12 protein-coding genes and 1 pseudogene are annotated in these 17686 nt (G+C 59.9%); 4 read left to right on the top strand and 9 right to left on the bottom strand.

What is annotated here, in order from left to right:
* The first annotated feature begins 7 nt into the window (after positions 1-7).
* Together ACIONG_RS13745 and yjiA are read left to right on the top strand one after the other, a co-directional pair.
* Positions 8-205: a YbdD/YjiX family protein gene (locus tag ACIONG_RS13745; protein ID WP_003228401.1), complete on the top strand. Its 198-nt coding sequence runs from the start codon at positions 8-10 to the stop codon at positions 203-205.
* A gap of 152 nt (positions 206-357) precedes the next feature.
* The gene (gene yjiA / locus ACIONG_RS13740) at positions 358-1329 is read left to right on the top strand and encodes a GTPase (RefSeq protein WP_103303618.1); all 972 of its coding nucleotides are present in this window, start codon (positions 358-360) and stop codon (positions 1327-1329) included.
* A gap of 104 nt (positions 1330-1433) precedes the next feature.
* Here yjiA and ACIONG_RS13735 read toward each other — a convergent pair whose 3' ends face one another.
* From ACIONG_RS13735 to morA, 5 genes are all read right to left on the bottom strand, one after another.
* Entirely contained in the window at positions 1434-2144 is a 711-nt protein-coding gene (locus ACIONG_RS13735; protein WP_401300139.1) for a GntR family transcriptional regulator, read from the bottom strand.
* A gap of 24 nt (positions 2145-2168) precedes the next feature.
* Entirely contained in the window at positions 2169-2873 is a 705-nt protein-coding gene (locus ACIONG_RS13730; protein ID WP_401300136.1) for a FadR/GntR family transcriptional regulator, read from the bottom strand.
* An 84-nt stretch (positions 2874-2957) separates the two neighbouring features.
* Complete coding sequence (locus ACIONG_RS13725) at positions 2958-4271, bottom strand: C4-dicarboxylate transporter DctA (protein ID WP_401300133.1); 1314 nt, start codon at positions 4269-4271, stop codon at positions 2958-2960.
* 276 nt (positions 4272-4547) lie between these two features.
* Positions 4548-5801 carry a serine hydroxymethyltransferase gene (gene glyA / locus ACIONG_RS13720; protein ID WP_103303614.1) on the bottom strand — a complete coding sequence of 418 codons (1254 nt, stop codon included), beginning with the start codon at positions 5799-5801 and terminating at the stop codon, positions 4548-4550.
* Between the two features lie 239 nt (positions 5802-6040).
* Positions 6041-9889: a cyclic di-GMP receptor MorA gene (gene morA, locus ACIONG_RS13715; RefSeq protein ID WP_103303613.1), complete on the bottom strand. Its 3849-nt coding sequence runs from the start codon at positions 9887-9889 to the stop codon at positions 6041-6043.
* A gap of 294 nt (positions 9890-10183) precedes the next feature.
* On the opposite strand from morA, the pseudogene ettA reads away from it, so the two are divergent.
* Both ettA and gdhA read left to right on the top strand, forming a co-directional pair.
* Positions 10184-11847: pseudogene (gene ettA, locus ACIONG_RS13710) on the top strand (energy-dependent translational throttle protein EttA).
* A gap of 373 nt (positions 11848-12220) precedes the next feature.
* On the top strand, positions 12221-13558 hold the full coding sequence (gene gdhA, locus ACIONG_RS13705; protein WP_401300128.1) for an NADP-specific glutamate dehydrogenase: 1338 nt from the start codon (positions 12221-12223) through the stop codon (positions 13556-13558).
* On the opposite strand, the gene ACIONG_RS13700 is transcribed toward gdhA, so the two are convergent.
* The 4 genes from ACIONG_RS13700 to ACIONG_RS13685 form a co-directional block, all read right to left on the bottom strand.
* Positions 13555-14049: a GreA/GreB family elongation factor gene (locus ACIONG_RS13700; protein ID WP_213026633.1), complete on the bottom strand. Its 495-nt coding sequence runs from the start codon at positions 14047-14049 to the stop codon at positions 13555-13557. The genes gdhA and ACIONG_RS13700 overlap by 4 nt on opposite strands.
* A 70-nt stretch (positions 14050-14119) precedes the next feature.
* Positions 14120-14476 carry a hypothetical protein gene (locus tag ACIONG_RS13695; RefSeq protein ID WP_103303610.1) on the bottom strand — a complete coding sequence of 119 codons (357 nt, stop codon included), beginning with the start codon at positions 14474-14476 and terminating at the stop codon, positions 14120-14122.
* Between the two features lie 214 nt (positions 14477-14690).
* Entirely contained in the window at positions 14691-16544 is a 1854-nt protein-coding gene (locus ACIONG_RS13690) for a DUF4105 domain-containing protein (RefSeq protein ID WP_401300124.1), read from the bottom strand.
* A gap of 305 nt (positions 16545-16849) precedes the next feature.
* Complete coding sequence (locus ACIONG_RS13685) at positions 16850-17338, bottom strand: DUF3015 domain-containing protein (RefSeq protein ID WP_007909797.1); 489 nt, start codon at positions 17336-17338, stop codon at positions 16850-16852.
* Positions 17339-17686: the final 348 nt, after the last annotated feature.

Here is a 17686-nt window from a genome sequence, read left to right as displayed (position 1 = left end):
TTGCAGCATGTTCAATGACCTGAGTCGCCTCGGTAAATACCTCGGTCAGGCCGCGCGCCTGATGGTCGGCATGCCTGACTACGACACCTACGTCGAGCATATGCAAACCAAGCACCCGGACAAACCGGTGATGAGCTATGAGATGTTCTTTCGCGAACGTCAGGAAGCCCGTTACGGTGGCAAGGGTGGGCCGAAGTGCTGTTGAGCTGACAGCCTTCGGTTGATGCAATCCCCCTGTGGGAGCGGGCTTGCTCGCGAAAGCGGTGTGTCATCGAGCAATGATGTCGACTGACACGACCTCTTCGCGAGCAAGCCCGCTCCCACATTTGTTTTGTGTTCCTTCAAGGAGATCGTGTTTTGTCTTCTCCCATACCTGTAACGGTACTCAGCGGTTTCCTCGGCGCCGGCAAGACCACCTTGCTGCGCCACCTATTGAAAGCCGAGCACGGCCTGAAAATCGCCGTGATCGAAAACGAATTCAGCGACGCCGGTATCGACACCCAGTTGTTGGGCGACGAGCCGGTGCAAGTCATGACGTTGGCCAACGGCTGCGTCTGCTGCACCATCCACACCGATCTGACCAAAGCCCTGTACTTGCTGCTCGAACGGCTGGACAGCGGCGAAATCGCCTTTGATCGCCTGGTGATCGAATGCACCGGGCTGGCCGATCCGGCGCCAGTGGCGCAGACCTTCTTCATCGACGAAGAGCTGCGCGAGCGTTATCTGCTCGACGGCATCATCACGCTGGTCGATGCCGCGCACGCCGAGCATCATCTGACCCAGACCATTGCCCAGGCCCAGATCGGTTTCGCCGACCGCTTGCTGGTGAGCAAGACCGATCTGGTCGATGAAGCCGCATTCACGGCGTTGAGCGAGCGTCTGACCCGGATCAACCGCCGCGCGCCGATCCGCGTGGTCCAGCACGGCAACATCGATCTGGCCGAACTGCTCGACGTACGCGGCTTCAATCTCAATGCCGACCTTGGCGGCGGGTTGAGCCTGCGGCCGGTGAGCAAAGCACCGTCCATCGATCGCATCTCCAGCCTGGTGCTGCGCACCGATCAGCCGCTGGATATCGATCAGCTCAGCGAGTTCATGAATGAACTGCTGGAAGAGCACGGCAAGCAATTGCTGCGTTACAAGGGCGTGCTGAACATTGCCGGGGAAGATCGGCGGCTGGTGTTCCAAGGCGTTCTGAAGTTGTACGGCTTCGACTGGGATACCGAGTGGGCCGAGGGTGAGGTGCGGGAAAGTGTGATTGTGTTTATTGCCGATGATCTGCCGGAAGAGAAAATTCGGGCGGGGTTTGCGCGGGTAGCGGCGGGCTGAGGGCTGCTCGGTGCCCGTGATGACGCCATCGCGGGCAAGCCCGCTCCCACAGTTCTAGCGGTGGACTCGAACCCTGTGGGAGCTGGCTTGCCAGCGATAGCGATTTACCCGGCAACACAATGCCCAAGGGGTGAACTCAGCAGGGCTTGCTCCAGATGATCCAGATGCCGATTCATCAGCAACCCGGCCTTGGCAGCATCGCCACATTCCACCGCCTCGACAATCGCCACATGCTCCTGCCACGCGCAACAGCTGTGCGTGTTCCGCGAACTCCTTGCAATTGCCAGCGACGTCAGCGGCACCAGACTTCGCAGAAAATGCGCCAACGGTGCATTTCCTGCCATCTGCGCCAATTGCAGATGAAACTCCCCCGACAAGCGAATGGCCGCGCCACGCCGATCCTGCTCGACGGCCTGACGCTCACGTTCGATCAAGGCGCGCAGGCGCTTGAGCCCTTCAACCGACGGCCGCTGACAAGCCAGCCGCACCAGCGTGCTTTCGGCAAGTCGCCGGGCATGCAACGTCTGCCTTGTGTGCTCCGCGTCCAGCTCGGCAACGCGTGGCCGATGATTGGCGCGCAGCACGATGATGTGCTCATGTGCCAACTGCGTCAGCGTCCGCCGCACATCTGCGCGGCTGACGCCGAACATCTGCTTGAGGCTCTCTTCGGTGAAGCGGCTGGCGGGTGCGATACGTTGTTCCAGAATTGCATCGAACAGCCGTGGATACAGATCCTCCACCGGCGCTCGCAGGCGGGAGAAGGGCAGGGCAGTCGACATCTGGCGGTTGTGCGACGGCGTGGCAAGACTGTTCATGGCCGGTCTCCAGTGTGAAGAAATTCAGTTGCTCAAGTTGTCTTCCGGAATGTTCAGCTCGATGCCCATGCGCTGACCTTCGCGCAGAATGTGCCGGCGCATTTCGGCGCTGGCCTGGGCGCTGTTCTTGCTGCGGATTGCACGCACTACGGCTTCGTTTTCTTCGAGGCGTTCGGCGAGGTGTTCCGGGGAGTTGCGCAGCACTTCGGCGCTCTGCTTGAGGGCATTGCTGGTCTGCTGCACCACGCTCTGGAAAATCGGGTTCGAGGTCAGGGTGAACAGTTCCTCATGGAACGCGATGTAGGCGCTGACCCCGGCTTCGCTATCGCCCGCGTCGAGGGCTTCGCGCATGTCCATCAAGGTCAGGCGCAACTGGCCGACTTCCTTGCTGCTGATCGACTGTGCAACCAGGCCGACGATGAACGGTTCAAGGGTGTAACGCAGTTGCAGCACGTCTTCGAGGCTGGCGCCGGCCACTGCGCTGTCGTGGCTTTGGCTGTCGCTCAGTTGCGCGTCGAGCACCACCACGCCTTTGCCCGGCATCGAGCGGACGAGGCCGAGGGTTTCCAGGACGATCACCGCTTCGCGCAGGCTTGGGCGGCTGATGCCCAGTTGTTCGGCCAGTTCGCGCTGGCCCGGCAGCATCTCGCCGGAGCGCCACTGACCACGGGCCAATGCCGCGCGGAGTTTTTCTACGACTGAGTTGACGACGGTTGATGTGGTTATCACTGGTCTAGCTCCATGTGCCTGCGAGAGACGCCGCAAGCCAGATCAAAAGATCACAGCCAGCGGCCATCCCGGCAGGGTTGAAAATCAGAACTCTTGCTGGTGCGCCGGAGTTGCTGTTTTACGCGGCTGAAAGGTGTAGCCCTGCTGGCCGCTCAGTACTTTGTTGGCTCGTTGTACGTCGATGTCTTTTTCCCAACGGGCGATGGCCACGGTGGCGACGCAGTTGCCGATCAGGTTAGTCAGTGCCCGGCCGATGCCCATGAACCAGTCCACCGCCAGCACCAGCACCAGACCGACCACCGGAATCGCCGGGATCGCCGTCAGCGTCGCCGCGAGAATCACCAGCGCCGAACCGGGAATCCCGTGGGCGCCTTTGGAAGTGATCAGTGACACCAGCAGAATCGTCAGCAGGTCGGTCATGGCCAGCGGCGTGCCGGTGGCGTTGGCGATGAACACGATGGCCAGGGTGAGGTAGATCGAGAAACCGTCGAGGTTGAACGAGTAGCCCGTGGGGATCACCAGGCCGACGGTCGAGCTGCCGATACCCAAGTGTTCAAGTTTGCGCATGATCTGCGGCAGCACGGCATCGGAGGACGCGGTGCCCATGACGATCAGCAATTCTTCGCGCAGATATTTAAGCAGCGGCCACATGCGCAGGCCGGAGGCGCGCATCACCAGACCGAGAATCACGCTGACGAACGCGATGCAGGTCAGATAAAACAGGCCGACCAGACTGCCCAGATGTTGCAGCGAGTCGAGGCCATATTTGCTGGTGGTGAAGGCGATGGCGCCGAATACGCCGATTGGCGCCAGACGCACGATCATGCCCATGATCCGGAAGATCACGTGGCTCAGTTCGTTGATCAGTCGCGAGATGCCCGACGCCGCTTCACCGACCAGATTCAACGCACTGCCGAACAGCACCGAAAACAGCAGCACTTGCAGGATGTTGTTGTCGGCAAATGCGCCGATCACCGAAGTCGGGATCAGATCCATCAGGAACTGCGTGGTGGTGTGCATGTGTTGACCGCGCTCGGCGATGTCGCCCATGTCGGCGGCGGACAGCTGCTCCAGATGGATATTCGCGCCGCTGCCGATGCCGGTGCTGAAGGCGAATACCAGGCCGATCACCAGCGCGATGGTGGTCAACACTTCAAAATAGATCACCGATTTGAGACCGATCCGGCCAACCTTCTTCAGATCGCCCGCGCCACTGATGCCGCTGACCACCACGCAGAACACGATCAGGCCGATGAGCATCTTGATCAGTTTGATGAAACCGTCGCCGAGCGGTTTGAGCTGGGCCGAGTATTCAGGAAGGGTCAGCCCGCAGACGATGCCGAGCACCAGTCCGAGAACCACTTGAAGGAAGATTGAACGCGAGCACCATCTGAGCATGGGAGGAATCCTGGTCGGTGTCCTGGCTGCCGTGCGCTTGGCGCATCAGATTCAGGACTTAATTATTGTGGTCTTACCGGTATGTCCAGTGCGGGTGCAGTCTAGGCGCTGTTTTTTCGAGATCGCAAGTGAAAAATGACGAATTGGCATGACCGGTCTGACCAGTTGTGCGGCAAGTCCCATTCTTGAGCGGTTCAAGCGTTTGAAAAAATTCAGGCGAAAAAAAACCGGCCAATCACTTGGCCGGTTTTTCATGCTGCAGATTTAACGTCGCAATTACGCGCCGTATACCGGCAGTTTCTTGCAGATGGCTTTGACTTTCTCACGAACGGCGTCGATCACCGCTTCGTTGTTCAGGTCAGCCAGGATGTCGCAGATCCAGCCGGCCAGCTCTTTGCACTCGGCTTGCTTGAAGCCGCGAGTGGTCACAGCCGGGGTACCGAAACGCAGGCCGGAAGTAACGAACGGCGAGCGTGGATCGTTTGGCACGGAGTTTTTGTTCACGGTGATGAACGCTTTGCCCAGAGCGGCGTCGGCGTCTTTACCGGAGATGTCCTGCTTGATCAGCGACAGCAGGAACAGGTGGTTTTTGGTACCGCCCGAAACCACGTCGAAACCGCGCTCGATGAACACTTCGGCCATGGCCTGGGCGTTCAGCACCACTTGTTCCTGGTAGGCCTTGAACTCAGGCTGCAGCGCTTCCTTGAAGCAGATCGCTTTAGCGGCGATCACGTGCTCCAGCGGACCACCCTGGGCGCCCGGGAATACTGCGGAGTTCAGCTTTTTCTCGATCTCGGCGTTAGCGCGCGCCAGGATCAGGCCGCCACGTGGACCGCGCAGGGTCTTGTGCGTGGTGGTGGTCACGACGTCAGCGAAAGGCACCGGGTTCGGGTAGACGCCAGCGGCGACCAGACCGGCTACGTGAGCCATGTCGACGAACAGGTAGGCACCGACTTTGTCAGCAATGGCGCGGAAACGCGGGAAGTCCAGGATCTGCGAGTAGGCAGAGAAACCGGCCACGATCATTTTCGGCTTGTGCTCAACCGCCAGACGCTCGACTTCGTCGTAGTCGATCAGGCCGTTGGCGTCGATGCCGTACTGCACGGCGTTGTACAGCTTGCCGGAGGAGGAAACGCTGGCGCCGTGGGTCAGGTGACCACCGTGGGCCAGGCTCATGCCCAGGATGGTGTCGCCACCTTGCAGCAGGGCCAGGTAAACAGCGGCGTTGGCTTGCGAACCGGCGTGCGGCTGAACGTTGGCGTAATCGGCGCCGAACAGCTCTTTGGCGCGGTCGATGGCCAGTTGCTCAACAACGTCGACGAACTCGCAACCACCGTAGTAACGCTTGCCCGGGTAGCCTTCGGCGTACTTGTTGGTCAGAACCGAGCCTTGAGCCTCCATCACCGCTGGGCTGGTGTAGTTTTCCGAAGCGATCAGCTCGATGTGTTCTTCCTGGCGCTGAGCTTCTTGCTCCATGGCGGCAAAAAGATCGGCGTCGTACTTGGCAATAGTCAAATCACGGCTGAACATGGCGGTCCTCAAGGATCGGGGGCAGAAAAGGGGGGCATTCTAACCCAATGGGTTTTGGATGGCATATGAAACGACATCATGTCGCAGACAAGTGGCGTTCATGACAGATGTGCGGTGCTTTTGCTGGCCCCATCACTGGCAAGCCAGCTCCCACAGTAATCGAGGCAGGCCTGCGATTTTGTGATCGACATCAATTCCTGTGGGAGCGAGCCTGCTCGCGAAGGCCGCGCCGCAGATGTTCAGTCGAACATGAAGAGCGCGTCATTGCTGAACTGCGCCTCGAACCGGCTCGCCGGCATCGGCCGCCCGAACAGATACCCCTGAACCTCATCGCAACCATGCTCACGCAGGAAGTCCAGTTGCTCATGGGTTTCCACGCCTTCAGCGATTACCGCCAGATTCAGGCTGTGGGCCATGGCGATGATTGCCCGGGCGATCTGCGCGTCCTGCTCACCTGACGGCAGGCCGTCGACGAAGGTGCGATCGATCTTCAGCACGTCGATCGGGAACTGCTTGAGGTAGTTCAGCGATGAATAACCGGTGCCAAAGTCGTCGACCGCAATGCTCAGGCCAAGGTTTTTCAGGCCGGCGAGAATCTGCATCGCTTCGCTGACTTCACGCATCAAAATACTTTCAGTCAGTTCCAGCTCCAGGCACGCCGGCGGCAGGCCGGTTTCGCGCAGGATCGTGGCGATTCGCGTGCCGAGCTGGCCGTCGGAGAACTGCCTGGCGGAAATGTTTACCGACACCTTCGGCACGCGCACTCGGTTCTGGTGCCAGGTCTTGAGCTGGCGGCAAGCCTCGCTGATCACCCAGTCGCCGACGTCCACCACCAGCCCGAGCTCTTCCAGCACCGGAATGAAATCCCCCGGCGGCACCAGCCCTCGACGCGGATGGCGCCAGCGCAGCAAGGCTTCGGCGCCGGTCAGGCGTTTGCCGTCGCCGCTGAACTGCGGTTGGTAATACAGGACGAATTCGTTCTGCTCCAGGGCGTGGCGCAGGTCGCTTTCGAGTTCCAGGCGTTCGAGCGCACTGGCGTTCATGTCGGCCTGATAGAACTGGAAGTTGTTCTTGCCGCGCTCCTTGGCGTGGTACATCGCGGTGTCGGCGTTCTTCATCAACTGGCTGAGTTCGTTGCCATCTTGCGGGCTCAGGGCGATGCCGATGCTCGCGGTGACGAAGAACTCGCGACTTTCCAGTACGAATGGACGCACGAGGCTGGCGAGAATCTGCTCGGCGACATGAATCGCCCGGTTCAGCGCCATCTCGCGGCTGGAGCGGTGTTGCAGGAGCAAGGTGAACTCATCGCCGCCCATGCGCGCCACGGTGTCGTCATCATCGACGCACGCCAGCAGGCGCGTAGCCATGTCTTTCAACATGCGGTCGCCGGCGGCATGGCCGAGGGAATCGTTGATCGGTTTGAAGCGGTCGAGGTCAAGGAACATCAGCACCACCCACGACTTCTGCCGTTCGGCCGATTGCAGCGCGGTGTGCAGGCGATCCTGGAACAGCGTGCGGTTGGGCAGGTGGGTCAGGGCGTCGTAGTAGGCGAGGCGATGGATGCGCTGCTCGCTGGCCTTGCGCTCGCTGATGTCGCTGAAGAAACACACGTAACTGGCCAGGTCGCCTTCGTCGTCGAGCACGGCGGTGATGCCGACCCACGCCGGGTAATGCTCGCCGTTACGGCGCTTGAGCCAGACTTCACCTTCCCAGGTGTTGTGCAAGTGCAATTGCTTGAGCACGTAGCGCAGGTGCGCGTCCTGCTGTTCGTCGACGGTGAGCATGTTCGGCAACTGGTCGAGCACCTCGCTCACCGCGTAACCGCTGACCCTGCTGAACGCTTCGTTGGCCTGGACGATATAGCCGGCCGGGTCGGTGATCAGAATCGCCGAGGTCGAGTGTTCGAACACCGTGGCGGCCATGCGCAGGTCTTTCTCGGCGCGGCGTTGCTGGCTGATGTCGCGACCGACACCGAGCACGCCTTCAAACGCACCGTGTTCATCCCAAACCAACACCAGACGCAGTTCGATCGGGATCTTGCGGCCGTCGGCGCGCAGGCAGTCGAACAGGAACAGTTGCGTCTGCACTTGATTGCGCAACAGCGCCAGTTGCTCGGGTTTGTCCAGCGCCTTGCTGACCCGATCCATCAAGCTGTAGATGCCACTCAGTTGCTGCGGATTGGCGATGGTCGATTGCCAGCCGTTCTGGAAAATCCACTCGGCGTCGTAGCCCAGCACCGCCTGCACCGAGGGGCTGACGTAGTTAAGCGAGAGTTTGCTGTCGGTGGAGAAAATCACGTCACTGATGCTTTCGGCGAGCATGCGGTAGCGCTGCTCGCTGTCGCGCAGCGATTCGCTGGCCTCGATCTGTTCGGTGATGTCCTTGGCCACGCCGATGATGCGCGTGACCTGATCGTGCTTGTCGCGCGCCAGTGCCTGTTCACGGATGTCGAAGCGCCGCCACTCGCCATCGCGATGACGGAAGCGCAACTGACATTGCAACAACTGGCTGTAACCGGCATGGCGCTGCATCTGCCGCGAGCGGTGGTAGTAATCGGCGTCTTCCGGGTGCAGGAGAATTTCCCAGAAGTATTCGCCCATCTGATGCAATTCGGAGCGGTTGTAACCGAGGGTCTGGCCGAGGTGGTGGTTGCTGAAAATCATCCGCTGGCTGATCACGTCTTGCACGTACAGGTGATCCGGCACGGTACGCACCACGTCCGACCAGAAGCCTTCGCGCTCCAGCAGCGACAACTCGACCAGCTTGCGGCTGGTGATGTCGTTGATGCTGAGGATTACCGCTTTGTAGTCATGCTGTTCGGTCGGCAGGCGCAGGACCATCCACAGGTGCTGGTCGCGACCGTTGATGTCCGGCAGTTTGATTTCCAGTTCCAGCTGCTTTTGCTGCTGGAGCACGGCGTCGAGCACCTGGTTGCCAATCGCGCAGTGACGGTGCGGATGACCGTCGATCAACAGTTGCCAGGCGTGCTCGCAGGAATTGACGTTGAGCAGTTGCAGCGCCACCTGATTGACCTCGGTGACGCGCAGCTCCTGAAGTAATTGCTGGCGCTGCTGCGGTTGGTCGAGCCAGGCCTTGAGCTGATCGCTGGTCTGGATCTGCGCACGTTCGAAAACCTGTTTCAGCCCGGACAAATCAAGTACGCAAAGGGCAACACCGGTGCCCTCGAAAATGTCCTGATAACGTCGACGCCCTTCATGCACCTGGCGCTGACGGCGGCGCATGTTCAGCAAGGCGATCACCGGCAGCATCGAGAAGGCCAGGCCCAGCAGGCATTTGCCGATGAAAGCCGGCAGCAGTTCTTCGAGCACACGCTGGCGGTCGAACAGCCCGCGCAATTGCCAATCGCTGCTGCTCAGCGGCACGGTGAGCACGGTGTTGGCCAGATCGTCAGGGCTGAGGACGCCGGGTTTGGCCGACGGCAGGGCTTCGTCGCGACTGATGATCTGGTGGTTGATGCGGTTTTCCACCAGCCACAACGGGCGCAGTCCGGTTTCACTCTGTTTGGTCAGTGAATCAAAGAACGTCGGTGTCAGGCGCAAGGCCCAATAACCACGGGTGCTGCCACTGGCCTGGTGGAGTAACAGATGCACCGTCGAACCGTCGTCGGCGTTACTGAAGTAATGCGCCTGGGCATGGCTGCGCCGCACCAGTTCGGTGAGGTAGACGGCGTCGGAGCTGTCGGCGGCGCTGTCGCTGATGATTTTGCCGGAGGGGCTGAGTAACGCCAGACTGCGCAAGTCCGGTAACGATTGCTGAAGCTTGCGTAGCAATTGCTGCTGTTCGTCGGCCGATTGCGGTTGTTCGACGATCGGTAGCAGATTGAGGGCGATTTGCGCGTTCAGCGCCATGTTCAGGCTGACCTGCGAGGCGAGGTCGGCGGTGTAGTCGATGGTGTACTGGCGCTGGTTTTTCTGGGTTTCGCGCAGTTGGTCAAGCAGTTGCCAGAACAGCAACGCCAGCAGCAAAAGCACGAGCGTCGCCAGCGCACCCTTTAATGTGCCGCGCAGGGGCGAGCCGGTCCCCGGATTGGACGCGCTCACAGAAGCTGGCGGGGTAACGTTGGACAAGCTGTAATCCTGCGGTTTGGCTGGACTGGCGCGACGTGCACTATAAGCCGGACGCCCGAAGGGCGGCTAGCATGCCTTGAGTTGTGGCGAAGTGCCAGCCCCTCGCGGCTGGACTGCCTTCCGTCATTAAGGTAGCTTTGCCGGTTACGCGGGAGCGTTCCAGCTCCTAGACTCAGGTTTTTTTAGCGCGCACGCCTTGATGGCCAACAAGTGATCAAGTGAACGACGCGCATCGGCCTGGCCGGGCATCGCCTGCGCTCCAATCATTCATCTGTCACTGACCCAAGGTTCTCCATGGCTCAATACGTCTTCACCATGCATCGGCTGGGCAAAGTTGTTCCGCCGAAGCGGGAAATCCTCAAAAACATTTCGCTGTCCTTCTTCCCCGGCGCCAAGATCGGCGTACTCGGCCTCAACGGTTCGGGTAAGTCCACGCTGCTGAAAATCATGGCCGGCGTCGACACCGAGTTCGAGGGCGAAGCCCGTCCGATGCCGGACCTGAACATCGGTTATCTGCCGCAAGAGCCACAACTTGATCCGACCAAGACCGTGCGTGAAGTGGTCGAGGAAGCGGTCAGCGTGATCAAGGATGCGCAAGCGCGTCTGGACGAGGTCTACGCGGCTTACGCCGATCCGGATGCCGACTTCGACAAACTCGCCGCCGAGCAGGCCAAACTCGAAGCGATCCTGCAGGCCAGCGACGGTCACAACCTTGAGCGCCAACTGGAAGTCGCCGCCGATGCGCTGCGTCTGCCGGCCTGGGACGCCAAAGTAGAACACCTGTCGGGTGGTGAGAAGCGTCGTGTGGCCCTGTGCCGCCTGCTGCTGTCCGCCCCGGACATGCTGCTGCTCGACGAACCGACCAACCACTTGGACGCCGATTCCGTTGCGTGGCTGGAGCACTTCCTGCACGACTTCCCGGGCACCGTGGTAGCGATTACGCACGACCGTTACTTCCTCGACAACGTTGCTGGCTGGATTCTCGAACTCGACCGCGGCGCGGGCATTCCATACGAAGGCAACTACTCGGGTTGGCTTGAAGCCAAGTCCGATCGTCTGGCCGCTGAATCCAAGCAGCAGTCGGCGCACGAAAAAGCCATGAAGGAAGAACTGGAGTGGGTGCGCAAAGGCGCCAAAGCCCGCCAGTCGAAATCCAAGGCACGTCTGCAACGCTTCGAAGAAATGCAATCGCAGGAATTCCAGAAGCGTTCGGATACCAACGAGATCTACATCCCGGCCGGTCCACGCCTGGGCGACAAGGTCATCGAATTCAAGAACGTCACCAAGGGCTACGGCGATCGCGTGTTGATCGACAACCTGTCGTTCTCCATGCCTAAAGGCGCCATCGTCGGCGTGATCGGCGGTAACGGTGCCGGTAAGTCGACCCTGTTCCGCATGCTGATGGGCAAGGAACAACCGGATTCGGGCAGCATCGAAGTCGGCGAAACCGTGCAACTGGCCTGCGTCGATCAGAGCCGCGATGACCTGGATGGCAGCAAGACTGTGTTCCAGCAGATCTCCGACGGTTCCGACCAGATTCGCATCGGCAACTACGAGATCCCGTCGCGTACCTATGTCGGTCGCTTCAACTTCAAGGGCGGCGACCAGCAGAAGTTCGTCAAGGACCTGTCCGGTGGTGAGCGCGGTCGTCTGCACCTGGCGCTGACCCTGAAGGAGGGCGGCAACGTCCTGCTGACGACGAACCGTCCAACGACCTCGACGTTGAAACCCTGCGTTCCCTGGAAGAAGCCCTGCTGGACTTCCCGGGCGCCGCCATTGTGATCTCTCACGATCGGTGGTTCCTTGACCGCGTGGCGACACACATCCTGGCGTACGAAGATGACTCGCAAGCGATCTTCTTCGAAGGTAACTACACCGAGTACGAAGCCGATCGCAAAAAGCGTCTCGGCGAAGCAGCTGCCCAGCCACACCGGGTACGTCACAAGAAACTGGCCTGATTCGGGTTGGTTGCATGAAAAAGCGGAGCCTTCGGGCTCCGTTTTTTTTGCCTGGGTTTTCAGGTTGACCGAGTGGGATTCATCGCTGGCAAGCCAGCTCCCACAGGATTTTTGTCATGCCCTGATTTTTGTGAACGCCGCTGGAAACTGTGGGAGCTGGCTTGCCAGCGATGGCGGTGTAACTGTTGGTGCATGACTTGAATTTGGTCTCCCTATTCAGGTGCGAAATCAGGGCAAAAAACGAACCGATTTATATCCTGTGCACCATTTAATTTCATAACTGCGACATTTTGCTCTGTTCCTGTGCGCAATTCGTTTGTTACAGTCCGGCTCAATCTCTTCCAACGACAATAAATTTGCCGAGACTTTTCCCATGATCGAATCCGTCGAATCCTTCCTCGCCCGGCTGAAAAAACGTGACACGGATCAGCCTGAATTCCACCAGGCCGTCGAAGAAGTCCTGCGCAGTCTGTGGCCGTTTCTCGAAGCCAATCCGCATTACCTGACCTCGGGGATTCTGGAACGCATTTGCGAGCCGGAGCGAGCGGTGGTGTTTCGCGTGTCGTGGGTCGACGATCAAGGCAAGGTTCAGGTCAATCGCGGTTTCCGCATTCAGATGAACAGCGCCATCGGCCCGTACAAGGGCGGCTTGCGTTTCCACCCATCAGTGAACATGGGCGTGTTGAAGTTTCTCGCCTTTGAACAGACCTTCAAGAATTCCCTGACTTCGCTGCCCATGGGCGGCGGCAAGGGTGGTTCGGACTTCGATCCGAAGGGCAAGAGCGATGCCGAAGTCATGCGTTTCTGCCAGGCGTTCATGAGTGAGCTGTACCGTCACATCGGTTCGGACGTCGATGTGCCGGCCGGTGACATCGGCGTCGGCGCGCGGGAGATTGGTTTCCTGTTCGGCCAGTACAAGCGCCTGAGCAACCAGTTCACCAGCGTGCTGACCGGCAAAGGCATGACGTATGGCGGCAGCCTGATTCGCCCGGAAGCCACCGGTTTCGGTTGCGTGTATTTCGCGGAAGAAATGCTCAAGCGTCGTGAGCAAACCGTCGAAGGCAAACGCGTGGCGATCTCCGGTTCCGGCAACGTTGCGCAGTACGCGGCGCGCAAGGTCATGGATCTGGGCGGCAAGGTGATTTCGCTGTCCGACTCCGAAGGCACGCTGTACTGCGAGGCAGGCCTGAGCGAAGAGCAATGGCTGGCACTGCTGGAGCTGAAAAACGTCAAGCGCGGCCGCATCAGCGAATTGGCCACGGCATTCGGCCTGGAGTTCCGCGCCGGTCAGCACCCGTGGTCGCTGCAATGCGACATCGCGCTGCCATGCGCCACTCAGAATGAACTCGACGCCGAAGCGGCTCGCACCTTGCTGCGCAACGGTTGCGTGTGCGTGGCCGAAGGCGCGAACATGCCGACCACGCTGGAGGCTGTGGATATCTTTATCGAGGCCGGGATTCTGTTCGCACCGGGCAAGGCATCGAATGCCGGCGGCGTGGCAGTGAGCGGTCTGGAGATGTCGCAGAACGCCATGCGCCTGTTGTGGACGGCCGGAGAGGTCGACAGCAAACTCCACGCGATCATGCAGTCGATCCACCACGCGTGCGTGCATTACGGCGAAGAGAACGGGCGGATCAACTACGTCAAAGGCGCAAACATCGCCGGCTTCGTCAAAGTCGCCGATGCGATGCTGGCCCAAGGCGTGGTTTAAGCCGGTTCGATGCGGATCACTTCAATCACTTGATCGCCAGCGGGGCGCTGCCACAGCACCTCATCGTTGAGCCGGGCGCCAAGCAATGCCCGGCCCAACGGAGAGCCCCAATTGATCAGGCCTTTGCTGGCGTCGGCCTGATCTTCACCGACCAGTTGCACCCGGCGTTCGGTGTCGTGTTCGTCGGCGTAGGTCACCCAACTGCCAATCTGCACCTTGTCGGTGGAGGTGGCGGCGACAGCCACCTGAGCGCTGCTCAGGCGTTGATTGAAATAGCGCAGATCCCGTTCCAGATCGGCCTGGCGTTGTTTGTCGGCCTGGTCTCCCTTGGCCGATTGTTCGGCGTGCAGCGCTTGCAGCTCGGCGACTTTGGCCTGCAACTGCGCCAGACCTTGTGGGGTGACGTAATTGGGCTGTTCGCTGACGTGGCGTTCGACCGGTTGATCGGCTTGCGCGGCGGCGTTGTCTTCGTTGACGAAAGCGCGGCTCATGGTGTCCTCCTCTTTATAGAGTCTGGCCATGGTCGCAGGCATTTGGTTTCACCGGATGTCTGCAAGCGACCTATTGCGAGCGATAGGCCCGCCCGGCGTCCTGATCTTTCTGCTGCTGCCAGGCGCGCTCGCGTTGGTCCCAGTGTTCGTTGCGGTAGTCTTCGCGATCCTTGTTTTCCAGCATTGCCTGACACTGGCGGAAGCCATCGGTCCAGCCGTCGGCGTACTGCTTATCCTTCAGATAGCGCGGCACATTCTTGCGAAACTCGCCGCTGATCGAACCGGCAGCCTGCCGGCCACTGACACAACCGTCATCGAAGCCGTCGGCGAAGGCCGGTGGATAACCTTTGGCGATCAGATCTTCATGGGTGGATTGGCAACCACCCAGCAACAGCAAAACCCCCAGCAAACCCGCACACCGCCACATCGCACTCTCCCGCGCCGTCACACGGCTTATGGGGAAAGTCTAGAAGCGGATTCGTCGGACGTTGGTGAAAGACATGTAAGTATTTCGTTGAACACCGGAGAACCCTGTGGGAGCGGGCTTGCCCGCGATGAGGCCATCAGACTCAACATCTTTGTCGGCTGACAGTCCGCTATCGCGGGCAAGCCCGCTCCCACAGGTTCTGCGATGTGCCTGATCAGTAGTGATACCACTTCACTTCGAGCATGACTTCCGTCTCTGGCGTCGCGACGTGGCTGAACTCACGCTGCGCACTCAGGCGCAAACCAAGATTGCGCGACAATTCCCACTGCTGATTAAGGCTCAGGCTGCGGCGCACTTCGCCGTTGGTGAAGTAATCACCCTTGGCCTCCACACTCAGATTGCCCAGCGGGTTTTTCCACAACACGCCACTGTTGAAGCCGGCCGCCGGGGCGATGAAACCGGCGAAGTCATTGTTGTGTTCAACCCGCACCGTACCGAGGGCGAACCCCAGCACGTCTTCGCCCAATTGCCACGTACCACCCCCGCCACCATTGACGTGGCTGACCAGCGTTTCGTCGTCATGCTTGCCCGGCACACGCTCCAGCCCGCCAGTGACTTGCCACGACAGGGGCTGAAGCAGCTCGTTACGCGGCGTCAGTGAACGAATGGTCGCGAGATCGAGTTGCTGGAATTGCCAGTGATTGCCTTCGTACTGGCGCAGTTTCATCTGCAGGATTTCGATCTGCGCACCCAGCGGGAAACTTTCGGCGTTGTCGTTCAGGTCGTGGTAAGCCATGCGCAAGCCATACTCGCCGAACGCACGATCACCACGTGTGCCGACACCGGCCTGCCAGGTGCGTGATTCGTGGCCGTCTTCGGGCAGACCGGGTTGTGGGATCTCCAGATCCGGTGCCGGGTTTTTATTGATCGCCCGCAGCAGTTCGAAACTGCGTTGCGCCCGCTGCGGATCGCGTTCCTGACCGTTGGCGCGATAGCGTTCCAAGCGGTAAGCCGCGTCGATGATCAAGGCTTGGCGGGCGCGGGGCAGGGCTTTGAAGGCCGGGTCTTGCAGCTGCTGTTGATCGGAGCTGACCTTCAATACCCATTGCTGTTCTTCGCCACTCAGCGGCTCGGCGCGGCTGAGCAATTCACGCTCGCGGGAAGGACGGTATTCGATACTTTCCACCAGCCCGGCCTCTTTCACCGCTTTGACCGTGTCGGTGGGGATCGCGGTCAGCGGGAATTGCTCGGTCAGGCGCAGGCTCGGGCGCGCCACTTGCAGCAGTTCAAGCAGACGATACGAGCAGTTTTCGTCGAAGAAGAAATAGTCGAACTGGATCTGCTTCAACTCCCACACATGCTCGACCATGCGTGCGGTTTCTTCTTGCGTCAGGTTCAGCCGGTATTCCCACAGGTCGCGGTTTTCCAGGCTGCGGTATTCGGAGAGTTTTTCCTGGTACGGCACCAGCGCGAACAGGCCGGGATAGCCGCCCATCAAGCCTTTCCAAGCGTAGAGAATGCTGTTGTCGGAACCTTCGATATAGGCGCCGAAGTTGATCGCGTAACTGAGCAGCGAGGTCTTGTCGCTTTGCACGTCAGCCTGATCGATGCGCAGCAGGGTATGGCCGAACATCGATGACGGGCTGTTCAGATAAGCCGCCGGGAAGATCATCACAGCGCTGTGCGGGGAGACATCCTTGAACCACTTTTTGTACTCGGCGCACGCGGGAGTCGGCAGATCGGTGAGGTTTAGTTGCGCCTTCAGCCAACGGGTACGGGCGGGATAAACGCATTGTGCATGCTGCTCGCCGAGGCTGGCCGGGGCGTACAGCGCCTGCACGGTGGCGGCCAGTTCGTGATCGGGGTGCTCATTGCCATCAGGGGCGAGAAAGAATTTCCTGTCGCTGACATAGCTGCGCCAGCCGCCGAGTTTGGCGGTTTCGTAGTGACCGAGGGAAATCCAGAAACGGTCATTGGCCAGTTGCTGCAAACGTTGAGGGTCGATGTTTGGCGCGGCGGACAGCGGGGCGCAGACACAGAGCGCCAGCCAGGCAAGGCGTTTGAGCATAGTTGGCAACTTAAACAAGAAAGAAACAAAAGCCCGAATGGCGGGAATACCGAGCAGTCAGCGGGGAAACTCATACCCCGTGGCGAGGGGATTTATCCCCGATGGGCTACGCAGTAGCCCCCATCCCTGCAACTCCATTGCATCAGATACACCGCATGCAAAGGTTTCACGACTGCTTCGCAGCCGATCGGGGATAAATCCCCTCGCCACAGGTCACCGTCAAGCATGACTTTTCTGGTATTGCCCGGGAAGGGCACGTTCAAAAAACAAAACCCGCTTCCCGAAGGAAGCGGGTGAGGCCGAGCTTAAGCCTGAGTCGCGTACTTGGCCAGACGTGGGTCTGATTTCAGAACGGCCAGGGTGTTGGTATGCACGTCTTCAGCGGTCACGTCAGCCTTGCTGAAGATCTGCTGGAAGTGCTCGTGAGTGACGGCAGCAAAGTGCGCACGGTCTTCCGGCGCCACGCCCAGTACCACGGCGTAGGTCGTCAGCGCTTCGCCGTTGCCCTTGGCCATGTCTTCGGACAGCTCGTTCATCATGCCATTCATGGCAAACCAGGATTTGCCGCCGTAGGTCAGCGATGCGTTGGTCGAGCAGCCGTTGGTGCCGGAAGTCATGCCGAAGGTGGCGTTACCGGAAGTGCCGTTGGTGGTGGAAGCGAGGAAGTGCGCCGGGGTGCCACGCTGACCTTCGAACAGCATGTTGCCCCAACCGCAATCCGGGCCGCCCGGGGCTTGCGCCATTGCGTTGATGGATACAGCGGTGAAGAGAGTACCGAGAAGAATCCGTTTCATAGCTTTGTTCTCTTTGTGTGCATACCAATGGACAGGGTTCTGGCCCCCAAGCTCTGTACGAAACAGACCCAAACGAAGCCAGTGGGCCGGTATTAGTTCCAGCCGCGCAGTTTGGAGTTTAGGCACGTTCCCGCAGTTCCGTGATTTTTTACAAAAGATTTGGTCATAAGCCCGTTTTCCGGGGGCCTGCTGCGCAGAGGGCGAGTTGTCTATGCTTTGTCACATGGCGCGCCTTGCCAGTGGGGCACGGGCAGCGCCAGAATGCCGCTATCTGCCCCGCCTGATTGTTAAGGAAGCCCGATGCCTGATCCTGTTGCTGCCAGCTTGCGTCTAGCGCCCGAAGCGCTG

The sequence above is a fragment of the Pseudomonas sp. NPDC087817 genome (assembly GCF_044742875.1).
In the GTDB taxonomy this organism is placed as follows: Bacteria; Pseudomonadota; Gammaproteobacteria; order Pseudomonadales; family Pseudomonadaceae; genus Aquipseudomonas.
The sequence above is the reverse complement of the archived record's forward strand: the minus strand, read 5'-3'. Positions and strand labels throughout refer to the sequence as shown.